This window comes from Salmonella sp. SAL00653, assembly GCF_046552515.1.
GTDB classification, from domain to species: Bacteria; Pseudomonadota; Gammaproteobacteria; order Enterobacterales; family Enterobacteriaceae; genus Salmonella; species Salmonella enterica.
The window spans coordinates 174,615-186,780 of record NZ_JBGDTY010000005.1 but is presented as its reverse complement, the minus strand read 5'-3'; the positions used below and the strand labels follow the sequence as shown (position 1 = coordinate 186,780).

Here is a 12,166-nt window from a genome sequence, read left to right as displayed (position 1 = left end):
CTATTTATGGAAAACCACTTTCCCGCCAGCCACCACTTCATCGACGATGCCAATGACGCACAGATCGACCGGTGATAATTCGCTGCGATGCGCCTGGCGTGCGGAACTGCCGCTGACCAGCAGTACCCACTCTCCGGTTCCCGCCCCGATACTGTCGATAGCGACGGCACACTGCCCGTCGGGGTTGCCCTGGGCATCGATCATTTCCACCATCAGCAATTTGTCATGCGCCAGTCCCTGATGGCGGACGGTACATACGATTTGTCCTGTGACGACTGCCAGTTTCATATCCGCCTCCATGGATTGCCCGTTGGGTCGTAGGCCTTGAATCTGCGCACCATCAGGCAATGGCGCGCATTCATGCCGGATGGCGACGCTGCGCGTCTTATCCGGCCTACCATCAAATGTTGCTGTCGCCTTTGAAGCTGATCGGGAACACTTCTTCCAGATCGCCGTGCGGGCGTGGAATCACGTGTACGGAGACCAGCTCGCCAATGCGCTGCGCCGCAGCGGCGCCAGCATCGGTTGCGGCTTTGCACGCCGCCACGTCGCCACGCACCATGGCCGTACACAGGCCACCGCCAATCTGCTTCACGCCGACCAGCTTCACGCGCGCGGCTTTTACCATCGCATCGGAGGCCTCAATCAGCGCAACCAGGCCCCGGGTTTCAATCATTCCTAATGCTTCCATCGTGTTTTCCTCTCATTAAAGGGGTCCAGAACGGGACCGTTCATTCAACCAGTGTGTGTAAGCTGCGTTCGCGGCTCACGTCAGCCTGGCGCGGCACGGCTGCCACCAACGCCAGTTCGATAATTTCCTGCACGCTACAGCCTCGGGAGAGGTCGTGAAGCGGCGCGGCAAGCCCCTGAATTAGCGGCCCAACAGCGCGATAGCCTCCCAGACGCTGAGCGATTTTGTAGCCAATATTGCCCGCCTCCAGCGACGGGAAAATCATCACGTTGGCGCGGCCTTGCAGCGGGCTGTCAGGCGCTTTTTGCGCGGCGACCTCCGGTACGAAAGCGGCGTCAAACTGCAATTCACCGTCCACAAGCAGTTGCGGCGCACGTTCGCGAACGAGCTCTGTCGCCTGCTGCACGTTGGCAACATTGGGGTGACGGGCGCTGCCGTTGCTTGAAAATGACAGCATCGCCACGCGCGGCTCTTCGCCGGTAATGGCCCGCCAGGTGTCGGCGCTGGCGAGAGCGATATCCGCCAGCTGCGCCGCCGTCGGCTGCGGCACTACGCTGCAATCGGCGAACCCTAATGCCGGACCGGCATACTGCGGCAGCATCAGGAAAATAGACGACAATGTTTTGCACCCGGGTTGCAGGCCAATCACCCGCAGCCCTGCGCGCAACACGTTCGCCGTTGACGACAGGTTGCCTGCGATACACACATCAGCCTCACCGGCGCTCACCATGGCGGCAGCGAACATCAGCGGATCGCTAAGCTTTTCCACTGCGTCCGGCGGCGTTTTTTCTCCGGCACGGGCAAGCCAGCGTTGCGCAAAACGCTGGCGCATACTCAGGTTGCTGTCTGGGTCGATGACCTGAATGCCATCCATCGCCATACGATGACTCAGGGCAAACTGACGCAGCGCAAACGGACTGGCGACCAGAACGGGGCGAGCCAGACCGTACTGTTGCAGGTAATGCGCCGCTTTCAGCACGCGTTCGTCCAGCGCATCGGGAAAGACGACTCTGGCGGGGGCGCGTACCGCCAGTTCGCGGGCGCGTTCAATGATCATGGCTTCTCTCCCAACCGTTGTTGAATTTGGGCGACCGTCAGCGGATGTTTCGCCACGCTCAAAATCATCATCACGTAAACCGTACTGGAGAGACGGTTCAGCGCCTGTAAAATGTCCGGGCGCAAGACCTCAAAACTACGGGTAATAAACACTTGTGCGGCGAGGGTTTCCATTTCGCGGACTTTGGTTCGCAGCAGATTAAGCAGCGCCGCATCGCGACCGTGGCTGGCCTCCGGCACCAGGTGATCGTGGTCGAGATAGCGCAGCGGCTGGTGGGAAAGCCGATGCAGCTCATCCTCGTTCAGCCCGACGATAGACTGCGCCGCCAGTGGTTCATCTATAGCGTCGGCGCGCATAATGTTGCCCAGCCGCGAGCGGATATCGAAAAGCCACGGCTGCCAGGGTTCCGCCAGTTCGATTTGTAGCCACACGGTCAGCGCGATGGCGCTGTCGAGCGCGGCGCGAAAGCCGAGGCGCGGGTCGCTTTTGGCGACCATTTTGTCCGCCGTCAGATGGGTCAGCGTATCGGGCTTTTTCACCACCGGCTGGCGGCACAGTTCACAGCAGGCCTGTGGGTGCGTATCGCTACTGGTTAAGCCATGTACCGGCTGCTGTTCGTCATCATCGACAAACAGCCGGCCTTGCGGATCCAGAAACTTAATGCGCAGGCGGCGGCTTTCCAGCAGCTCCCGGGCCGAGGGCGTCAGTCGTGCATCAGCGGGCAGATGGATTTCCGATCCTTCGCTGAGCGTATGATTCGCTCTGAGCCACGTTTCGGTGATGAAATCGTTCATACGGATTGCCAGTTTGCAGGCCAGGCGACGTACAGAAAGCGCACGGACGTTGGCGTGCCAAATTCAATGCTGGAGCCTTTAGGGATGAACATGACATCTCCGGCTTTGGCAATCATGGTTTCGCCTTCATGGCGTACGTGCAGTTCACCCTCCAGCACCATGTCGATTTCGTCGTAGTTCAGCGTCCACGGGAAAAAGGCGTTGTCCCACTGCATAAACCCGGCGGCCATGCTGCTGCCGTCCTGCTCTGTAACCAGATCGGTTAAGCCGACGCAGTGCGGTTCGGCGCCGTCGAAGCGGCCAAATTTCACGCTGCTGCCGTCAATGACTTTCACGCCGCCTTTACCCGTGACGGAGGTAAAGCTCGGCTGCATCGTCCCCAGTTCCAGCGACTGCTTTTCCTTCAGCACTTTTTCCATCAATTGCGCCACCAGGCTTTCAGTAAACTGCCCTTCCGGGAGCTGCGCGATGATGGCTTCCCGAATGCGCTGGCTTTCGCTTTTACACGCCTGCGCCGATGTGGATGCCGGGACGGACTCGTCGCATTCGGTAATCGTGAAGCCCAGTAGTTCCGCCACTTCGCGAGCCTCCGGGGTAATAATGCTGGCGCGCAGCACTACCGACATCGCCTGTTCGCCGCGGGCGTGGGCCGCACGAATATCGTTAGCTGTGATAAGTTTTTTCACCTGCCTCTTCCTCCTGTTCACTGAGAGCCGCCAGATAATCCACCAACTGCCGCACGCTTTGCGGGTCGTGGCCGTTGAGCTCGAAAATCGGCTCCCGGAACCCAATCTCGCAAAGCAACTGCCGCGTAGCGGCGACGTCGGCATCCGGCATGTCCGTTTTGCTGATAACGGCGATATGTCGTTTACGGGTTCCAACATCCAATAACCCGGCAGGTAAGCGACTTTCTTTATCGTTTGCCGCGTGGACATAAATCAGCGTGTCCACATCCTGCAACGTGGTAATTAAGGCGTGATACCAACGGGGATGGCTAAAATATTCACCCGGCGTATCGATATCGCCATGATCATTAAATTCCACGGCCTGCGTTTTTCTGGCGAGGGAATAATTTCCCCGTAACGCGTTAAAAAGCGTTGTCTTTCCGGCACCGACCGCGCCGACAAAAGCAATACGTTTCATTACCGCCACCAATTAACTTTTTGTTAACTCACACAGGGTAAAGTTTAATAATCGCCCCAGCCCGCTGACCGTCTGTAATAGCGCTTCTTCTACTGCGCCGACGGTGCCATAAATCACCAGCGCACCGCTAAATCTGTCGAGAAAACCGATGTGTACATCCGCAGCCTTCATCGCTAAATCGCCAGCGATCATCGCCGTTTCTCCCGGCGTTAAGGTCATAATGCCAATCGCGCCAGCATCGGGAACGCCGATCTTTTTCGCCAGTTCTTCACCAGGGTGCGCAATGAGATGCGCCAGCGTGACCTGTTTGCCCGGCACAAATTCCTGAATAATGCGTTCTTTATTCATTGCTCACCGTCTCCACTGAAACTGCCGTCATCGTGGCAATTTTTTGTCGGAGTAAATAACAAAACTCGGCAAGGTGATGTAAAAGGTGAGGTAGATCACTAAGAGAAAGAAAATAAAAGGGACTTCTGTCGAAGGTGTTAACGATAAATATCGTGGTGCATCACATTTTCAGGCGTCATTCTGAATTTAAGCTTGTTCCGCAATAAATACCCACCGGCTATTCTTTGTATTACTACTATTGATAAAAATAATGCGTATCACTCGATTTGTGCATAGTACAGATTCAGTGAAATAAGTAGGGGTAACGCAATAGGTTCCAGAATATCCCCACCCGAGCCTTTCATACCATGGCGAAGCCCAGCGGCGCATAAAAAAAGCGCAGGAGAACCTGCGCCAGAAGAGAGAGTAATGCGTTATTAAAGCGGCGTGGTTTGCGCTTCAACTACCGCTAACGCCACCATATTCACGATACGGCGTACAGAGGCGATCGGCGTTAATACATGTACCGGTTTAGACACGCCCATCAGGACCGGGCCGACCGTGACGCCTTCGGAACTGGAGACGCGGAGTAAGTTGTAACTAATGCGGGCGGCTTCCATATTCGGCATCACCAGAATATTGGCGGCTCCCTTCAGCGGACTATCCGGCATCCGGTCATTACGAATACTTTCCACCAACGCCGCATCACCGTGCATCTCACCGTCAATCATCAGATCGGGCGCTCGTTCGCGTACCCGCTCAAGGGTTTCGCGCATTTTGCTGGCGGACAGCGAATTTGAGGAACCAAAGTTAGAGTGCGACAACAGCGCGACTTTCGGCTCAATACCAAAGCGGCGAACGGTTTCCGCCGCCATTACGGCGATCTCCGCCAACTGTTCCGGCGTGGGATCTTCGTTAACATAAGTGTCGGCGATAAAAGTGTTGCCGCTTGGCAGCAGTAAGGCGTTCATCGCCCCTGCCGTATGCACGCCGTCACGGTAGCCAAAGACGGCTTTCACGACGCTGAAATGCTCATGGTAGTCGCCGATGGTGCCGCAGATCATCGCATCCGCTTCCCCACGCTGCACCATGATCGCGCCAATGGCCGTATGGTTGCCGATCATCGCACGCTGCGCCTGTTCCTGAGTTACCCCGCGACGCTTCATGATCTGGTAATACTCGCTCCAGTACTCTTTGAAGCGTGGATCGGATTCATTATTCACGATCTCGAAATCAACGCCCGCTTTGATCTGTAGCCCCAGTTTCTGGATACGCATTTCGATCACGCTCGGACGTCCGATCAGGATGGGCTTCGCCAGCCCCAGGGTTATCAACTCCTGGGTTGCGTGCAGCACGCGCGCCTCTTCCCCTTCCGGCAGCACTACACGCTTCGGATCTTTGCGTGCCTGCGAGAAGATCGGCTTCATGAACAGGTTGGTTTTGTAGACAAACTCGGTCAGTTTATCGATATAGGCATCAAAGTCAGCAATCGGGCGCGTCGCCACGCCGGAATCCATTGCCGCTTTCGCGACCGCCGGAGCGATTTTGACAATCAGACGCGGGTCAAACGGTTTCGGAATAATGTATTCCGGCCCAAAGCTCAGGTCCTGATCGCCATAGGCCGAGGCCACCACTTCGCTCTGTTCGGCGTGCGCCAGCTCGGCAATCGCACGGACCGCCGCCAGTTTCATCTCTTCGTTGATCGCCGTCGCGCCGACGTCCAGTGCGCCGCGGAAGATAAACGGGAAGCACAATACGTTGTTCACCTGGTTCGGATAGTCGGAACGACCGGTACAGATGATGGCGTCCGGACGCACTTCTTTCGCCAGCGGCGGCAGAATTTCCGGTTCCGGGTTGGCCAGCGCCAGAATCATTGGCGCGCGGGCCATTTTCTTCACCATCTCCTGAGTCAGCACTTTCGGGCCTGAACAGCCGAGGAAAATATCCGCGCCGTCAATGACCTCATCCAGCGTGCGCTTGCCGCTGTCGTCTACCGCATAGGCCGCTTTGGTCTCCGCCATATTCGGCTCACGGCCTTTGTAAATAACGCCCTTAGAGTCGCACACCACGATGTTGTGCTTTTGCATCCCCAACGCGACCAGCAGGTTCATACAAGCGATTGCCGCCGCCCCTGCGCCGGAGACGACCATCCGTACGTCGGAAATATTTTTCTCTACGACTCGCAGACCATTAAGAATGGCGGCCGTACTGATGATCGCCGTTCCGTGCTGATCGTCATGGAAAACCGGGATGTTCATGCGCTCGCGCAGTTTCTGTTCAATATAGAAACATTCCGGCGCTTTAATGTCTTCGAGGTTAATGCCGCCAAAGGTCGGCTCCAGCGCCGCGACCACGTTGATAAATTTGTCCGGGTCAAGCTCATCGGCTTCAATGTCAAACACATCGATGCCGGCGAATTTTTTAAACAGAACGCCTTTGCCTTCCATGACCGGCTTGCCGGCCAGCGCGCCGATGTTGCCTAACCCCAACACCGCTGTACCGTTGGAAATGACCGCGACAAGGTTGCCGCGCGCGGTGTATTTGTAGGCTGCCAGCGGATCTTTTTCGATTTCCAGGCAGGGTGCCGCCACGCCTGGCGAGTAAGCCAACGCCAGATCGCGTTGGGTGGCAAGGGGCTTAGTCGGAGAAACCTGAATTTTACCGGGTACCGGAAATTCGTGGAAATCAAGGGCGCTTTGTTTTAACTGCTCATCCATCTTGTTGTTCCTTTCACGTATCGTTCAAAAAGTGACGCGGCCTGGTGCGCCGCACATTATCACCGTACTGCGCAACACAAACTTTGAAGGTCTGCAAACTATCACGATGCGGCGCAAGAGTTTGTTATCAACTTATAACGGCCATGTTACCTGCTTATACCAGCAATACCATGCCTGTCTGCTATGCTTTTTGGTTATGTAGTGTATCAATCTTTCAGAAGTGTGAATCAACACACTCATCTAACACTTTACTTTTCAAGGAGTATTTCCTATGAACCAGCTAGACGGCATCAAACAATTCACTACCGTCGTCGCCGACAGCGGCGACATCGAGTCCATCCGCCACTACCAGCCGCAGGATGCCACGACAAATCCCTCTTTACTGCTGAAAGCCGCCGGGCTTGAGCAGTATGGTCATTTGATTGAGGATGCGATTGCCTGGGGAAAAAAACACGGCGGTACGCAGGAACAACAGGTTGCGGCAGCCAGCGATAAACTGGCGGTCAATTTTGGCGCGGAAATACTGAAAAGTATTCCCGGTCGCGTCTCCACTGAAGTCGACGCGCGGTTATCGTTCGATAAAGAAAAAAGTATCGAGAAAGCACGCCATCTGGTGGATCTCTACCAGCAGCAGGATGTTGATAAATCACGCATTCTGATCAAGCTCGCCGCGACCTGGGAAGGTATTCGCGCCGCCGAACAGCTCGAAAAAGAAGGCATTAATTGCAACCTGACGTTGTTGTTCTCTTTTGCCCAGGCGCGCGCCTGCGCCGAAGCGGGCGTCTATTTAATCTCTCCGTTCGTGGGCCGAATTTACGACTGGTATCAGGCGCGTAGTCCGCTGGAGCCGTATGTCGTGGAGGAAGATCCCGGCGTGAAATCGGTACGCAATATCTACGATTACTTTAAACAGCATCGCTATGAAACCATCGTGATGGGCGCAAGTTTCCGCCGTACTGAGCAAATCCTCGCGCTAACCGGCTGCGATCGACTGACTATCTCCCCTAACCTGCTTAAAGAGCTGAAAGAAAAAGAAGAACCGGTAATCCGTAAACTGGTGCCTTCCTCGCAGATGTTCCACCGTCCTACGCCAATGACGGAAGCGGAGTTCCGCTGGGAACATAATCAGGACGCGATGGCCGTAGAGAAGCTGTCGGAAGGTATCCGTCTTTTTGCCGTTGACCAGCGCAAACTGGAAGACCTGCTTGCCGCCAAACTATAAACCTTGCATGGAGTGATTTATGTCCCGTAAAGACCTTGCCAATGCGATTCGTGCGCTGAGCATGGATGCCGTTCAAAAAGCCAATTCCGGGCACCCCGGCGCGCCGATGGGGATGGCGGATATCGCTGAAGTGCTATGGAACGATTTTCTTAAACATAACCCCACCGATCCGACCTGGTATGACCGTGATCGTTTTATCCTTTCCAACGGTCACGCCTCCATGCTGCTCTATAGTCTGCTGCATTTAACCGGTTATGACCTGCCGCTGGAGGAGTTAAAAAACTTCCGTCAACTGCACTCTAAAACGCCAGGTCACCCGGAGATTGGCTATACGCCCGGCGTTGAAACCACCACCGGACCGCTGGGCCAGGGGCTGGCGAATGCCGTCGGGCTGGCGATTGCCGAGCGTACGTTAGGCGCACAGTTCAACCGGCCGGACCATGAGATTGTCGACCACTACACCTATGTCTTTATGGGCGACGGCTGTCTGATGGAGGGGATCTCGCATGAGGTGTGTTCGCTGGCTGGTACTCTGGGGCTGGGCAAACTGATCGGCTTTTACGATCACAACGGCATCTCCATTGATGGCGAAACCGAAGGCTGGTTTACCGACGATACCGCCAAACGTTTTGAAGCCTACCACTGGCATGTCGTACATGACATTGACGGGCACGATCCGGAAGCGGTGAAAAAAGCCATTCTCGAAGCCCAGAGCGTAAAAGACAAACCTTCGCTAATTATCTGTCAGACGGTGATAGGTTTTGGCTCGCCGAATAAAGCCGGGAAGGAGGAGTCGCACGGCGCGGCGCTGGGCGAAGAAGAGGTGGCGCTGACCCGCCAGAAGCTGGGATGGCATCATCCGGCGTTTGAGATCCCAAAAGAGATTTACCGCGCGTGGGATGGCCGTGAAAAAGGCGAGAAAGCGCAGCAGCAGTGGCAGGAAAAGTTTGCTGCTTATGAGAAGGCTTATCCTGAGCTGGCCGCGGAGTTTACCCGCCGGATGAGCGGCGGACTGCCGGAGACATGGGAGTCCGCCACGCAAAAATTTATTAACGACTTGCAGGCTAATCCGGCCAAAATCGCCACCCGTAAAGCATCGCAAAATACGCTCAATGCCTACGGTCCCCTGTTGCCGGAACTGTTGGGCGGATCGGCGGATCTGGCGCCGAGCAACCTGACTATCTGGAAAGGTTCGACCTCGTTGAAAGAGGATCCGGCAGGTAATTACATCCACTATGGCGTGCGCGAATTCGGCATGACCGCCATTGCCAACGGCATCGCCCACCACGGCGGCTTTGTACCGTATACCGCCACGTTTCTGATGTTTGTCGAATATGCGCGTAACGCGGCACGTATGGCGGCCTTAATGAAAGCCCGGCAGATTATGGTCTATACCCACGACTCCATCGGTTTGGGCGAAGATGGCCCGACGCACCAGGCCGTGGAACAACTGGCGAGCCTGCGCTTAACGCCAAACTTCAGCACCTGGCGTCCCTGCGATCAGGTTGAGGCGGCGGTCGGCTGGAAGCTGGCCATTGAACGTCAGCACGGGCCGACGGCGTTGATTCTCTCGCGACAGAATCTGGCGCAGGTGGAACGCACGCCGGAACAGGTGAAAGCGATTGCTCGCGGCGGTTATATTCTGAAAGATAGCGGCGGCAAGCCGGATATCATTCTGATCGCTACCGGATCGGAAATGGAAATTACCCTCCAGGCGGCGGAAAAATTGACTGGCGAGGGGCATAACGTTCGCGTGGTGTCGTTGCCTTCAACGGATATTTTCGATGCGCAGGACGAGGCATATCGCGAATCAGTGCTACCGGCGCACGTGACCGCCCGCGTCGCGGTGGAAGCCGGTATAGCCGACTACTGGTATAAATATGTTGGCCTAAAAGGCGCAATTATCGGCATGACGGGATACGGTGAATCCGCCCCGGCTGACAAACTGTTCCCGTATTTTGGCTTTACCGTGGAAAATATTGTAGAAAAAGCCCGCCGGGTGCTGAACATCAAAGGCTAAGGCGAGCGTTAGCAACACAGACTTTGCGCAGTCTGCAGACCTGTTCTGTAGGCTGTGCAAAATTACTTCGTAGACTCAGGCGCATCTGACTGCCCGATGACGACCTCATCAATGGATTTATGGCACATCAGGCAAAAGGCCTTTTTTTTATGCGCCTGCAATGTTGAATCCCACGCCGCTGATCCGCCTTCTTTATTCACTTTTTCTCTTATCGCCGCCAGCCGATCTATTTCATAATAAGCGCTCAGGCAGCCACAATGGGGGCATAATACGGGGCCATTATTTATTTTCATACTATTTCCTACTGTGGTGAGGCTATCGGGTAAAGTAACAATCCCACCGTAACATAGCAATCTCTATACCATAAATGAAACCTCAATAGGTGTATCCCTATTCTGAAAAGGGGATAACAACCAGGATTCAACGCGTGATCCACAGCGTAGGCCAGGCATCCGGCCCATGCCAGTTATCGCAGCTCGGTTCTTCGGCATAACGTACCAGACGAAAACGATCGCCATCATAACGCCAGCGCGTCTGGATACCACAGTCGGTTAACCCCCGCCCTTTCGCCAACGTCACCAGCTCGCGCGTTTTCTCGTCAAAGAAAGCGTTCATCAACTCCATGTCATTACTTTCGACGCCGCGATTAAACGGCAGCTGCAAACGTACGGCGCGCGAGGCGAGCGTTTTTTTGCGTGAAACTACCCAGGCGAGATCAATAGTGTTATAGGCGCCGGCTTCGCAGTTAACAATCAATAACGCTTTATCATCCGTCAACGCGCTGACCTGCGTCTCGCGACGCAGCGGGTCAAGCGAACAACGAATGCCGTTTACCCGCCATGCTGCGTAGTCCAGCAGATCGTCGCGTTCTTCCTCACTCAGCGGTACGGGCGTTGGATTAATCACGGCGATCCCCTTTAATGCCGGCGCCGGGGGCACGCTGAGCGGCGGTTCGTTTCCTTTTTCAATCCAGGCGGTTTCGCTGCCCACACGTTTTTGTTGCGCGTCGATAAACAGTAATGCCGCTTTTAATCCCGCCAGCGAAAGCGTCTGAACGCCGTTTTTTAAGGTGATGGCCTGCGCATCCTGAATCGTCTGTAAAAATGCGGTGATGGTGGCAGGATCGCCGGTCATGAGATGCCAGGGCGACACGCGCCAGTGTGGACTGTTGAACGAAAGCGGTTTGCCATCCAGCAATAAGCGAGGCGCAATTGCGGCTTCTTTAGCGTCGGGCGGAGCCAAACCGCCGCGATCGATACGCAGTACCGCATCGGTACGCGCCCCGGCGCTGCGGCTTAATGTCATCACCAGCCCATGATGTTCGCCAGTATTGCGCGCTACGCAAAAATTTTGGTTATTGCAGGTGACCTGCCAGTCGGAAAAAGTCCGTTGCGCTGGCGCAGCCCACAGTAGCTGGACCGGCAACAGGCCAAACAGACAAAAAAGAATAACGCGGTAGCGCATGAACGGAATAACCCCAGATTCAGAACAACACAGCTAAGGCGGTATCTTCCTTGCGCGCCTCAGGGTTCTCAATCAGATTTATCGGATTGGTCTTTTTTGTGTAAAGAAATATATTTCTTTTTTTTCAGTCCATTAGATGAGACGTCTGTAAATAGTTAAGCAATAACACGGTCTTACCGTCCCGAATCTCGCCTGAGCGCACCATTTCCAGCGCCCGGGAAAACGGCAGTTCAAGCACCTCAATCTCTTCATCCTCCACGCCGCCGCCGATGCTGGCGCGCTCGCTATCATGATATTCGGCAATGAAGAAATGAATCAGCTCCGTGACGCCGCCTGGCGACATATACAGCTCAAATATCTTGCGTACCTCGCCAACGTCATACCCTGTCTCTTCAATGGCCTCTTTACGGATACAGACCTCCGGCTCGTCGTTATCAAGCAGGCCAGCGCAGGTTTCAATTAACATACCGTCTTGATTACCATTGACCCATGTCGCCACGCGAAACTGGCGAACCAGAAGCACGGTTTTTTTAGTTGAGTTGTAAAGCAGAATGGTTGCGCCATTCCCGCGATCGTAAACCTCACGCTTGTGACGGATAACCTCGCCATTACGACGGGTCAGGTCATAGGTAATGTTGCGCAGAGTAAAATAATTATCAGAAAGAATTTTATCCTTAATAAGCGTAATGGTTTGCGACATGCTGGCTCCAGGGTGTAAAAAGAGCATTAAT

At 55.0% G+C, this 12,166-nt stretch carries 13 protein-coding genes; 2 read left to right on the top strand and 11 right to left on the bottom strand.

Features of this window, described 5'->3' with window-relative positions:
* From eutN to maeB, 8 genes are all read right to left on the bottom strand, one after another.
* Positions 1 to 288, bottom strand: a complete 288-nt coding sequence (gene eutN / locus ACLJRU_RS08555) for an ethanolamine utilization microcompartment protein EutN (protein ID WP_001522340.1) — start codon at positions 286 to 288, stop codon at positions 1 to 3.
* A 112-nt stretch (positions 289 to 400) separates the two neighbouring features.
* Positions 401 to 691: an ethanolamine utilization microcompartment protein EutM gene (eutM, locus tag ACLJRU_RS08550; protein ID WP_000387716.1), complete on the bottom strand. Its 291-nt coding sequence runs from the start codon at positions 689 to 691 to the stop codon at positions 401 to 403.
* A gap of 40 nt (positions 692 to 731) precedes the next feature.
* The gene (pta, locus tag ACLJRU_RS08545) at positions 732 to 1,748 is read right to left on the bottom strand and encodes a phosphate acetyltransferase (protein WP_001540577.1); all 1,017 of its coding nucleotides are present in this window, start codon (positions 1,746 to 1,748) and stop codon (positions 732 to 734) included.
* On the bottom strand, positions 1,745 to 2,542 hold the full coding sequence (gene eutT, locus ACLJRU_RS08540; RefSeq protein ID WP_023235124.1) for an ethanolamine utilization cob(I)yrinic acid a,c-diamide adenosyltransferase EutT: 798 nt from the start codon (positions 2,540 to 2,542) through the stop codon (positions 1,745 to 1,747). The genes pta and eutT overlap by 4 nt, the downstream gene beginning before the upstream one ends.
* The gene (gene eutQ, locus ACLJRU_RS08535) at positions 2,539 to 3,228 is read right to left on the bottom strand and encodes an ethanolamine utilization acetate kinase EutQ (RefSeq protein WP_000733867.1); all 690 of its coding nucleotides are present in this window, start codon (positions 3,226 to 3,228) and stop codon (positions 2,539 to 2,541) included. The genes eutT and eutQ overlap by 4 nt, the downstream gene beginning before the upstream one ends.
* Positions 3,206 to 3,685: an ethanolamine utilization acetate kinase EutP gene (gene eutP / locus ACLJRU_RS08530; protein ID WP_000820751.1), complete on the bottom strand. Its 480-nt coding sequence runs from the start codon at positions 3,683 to 3,685 to the stop codon at positions 3,206 to 3,208. The genes eutQ and eutP overlap by 23 nt, the downstream gene beginning before the upstream one ends.
* Before the next feature lie 12 nt (positions 3,686 to 3,697).
* Positions 3,698 to 4,033, bottom strand: a complete 336-nt coding sequence (gene eutS / locus ACLJRU_RS08525) for an ethanolamine utilization microcompartment protein EutS (RefSeq protein WP_001031445.1) — start codon at positions 4,031 to 4,033, stop codon at positions 3,698 to 3,700.
* A gap of 416 nt (positions 4,034 to 4,449) precedes the next feature.
* Entirely contained in the window at positions 4,450 to 6,729 is a 2,280-nt protein-coding gene (gene maeB, locus ACLJRU_RS08520; protein ID WP_000344290.1) for an NADP-dependent oxaloacetate-decarboxylating malate dehydrogenase, read from the bottom strand.
* Between the two features lie 271 nt (positions 6,730 to 7,000).
* Here maeB and tal point away from each other — a divergent pair, with 271 nt between their 5' ends.
* Together tal and tkt are read left to right on the top strand one after the other, a co-directional pair.
* Positions 7,001 to 7,951: a transaldolase gene (tal, locus tag ACLJRU_RS08515; RefSeq protein ID WP_001072436.1), complete on the top strand. Its 951-nt coding sequence runs from the start codon at positions 7,001 to 7,003 to the stop codon at positions 7,949 to 7,951.
* 19 nt (positions 7,952 to 7,970) lie between these two features.
* Positions 7,971 to 9,971 (top strand): transketolase, encoded by a 2,001-nt coding sequence (gene tkt / locus ACLJRU_RS08510; protein ID WP_000087322.1) that lies wholly within the window; start codon positions 7,971 to 7,973, stop codon positions 9,969 to 9,971.
* A gap of 62 nt (positions 9,972 to 10,033) precedes the next feature.
* On the opposite strand, the gene ACLJRU_RS08505 is transcribed toward tkt, so the two are convergent.
* The 3 genes from ACLJRU_RS08505 to nudK form a co-directional block, all read right to left on the bottom strand.
* On the bottom strand, positions 10,034 to 10,264 hold the full coding sequence (locus ACLJRU_RS08505; RefSeq protein WP_000700635.1) for a hypothetical protein: 231 nt from the start codon (positions 10,262 to 10,264) through the stop codon (positions 10,034 to 10,036).
* A 127-nt stretch (positions 10,265 to 10,391) separates the two neighbouring features.
* Positions 10,392 to 11,435 (bottom strand): DUF1176 domain-containing protein, encoded by a 1,044-nt coding sequence (locus ACLJRU_RS08500; protein WP_001540587.1) that lies wholly within the window; start codon positions 11,433 to 11,435, stop codon positions 10,392 to 10,394.
* 124 nt (positions 11,436 to 11,559) lie between these two features.
* Positions 11,560 to 12,135 (bottom strand): GDP-mannose pyrophosphatase NudK, encoded by a 576-nt coding sequence (nudK, locus tag ACLJRU_RS08495; RefSeq protein ID WP_000084033.1) that lies wholly within the window; start codon positions 12,133 to 12,135, stop codon positions 11,560 to 11,562.
* Between the last annotated feature and the right edge of the window lie 31 nt (positions 12,136 to 12,166).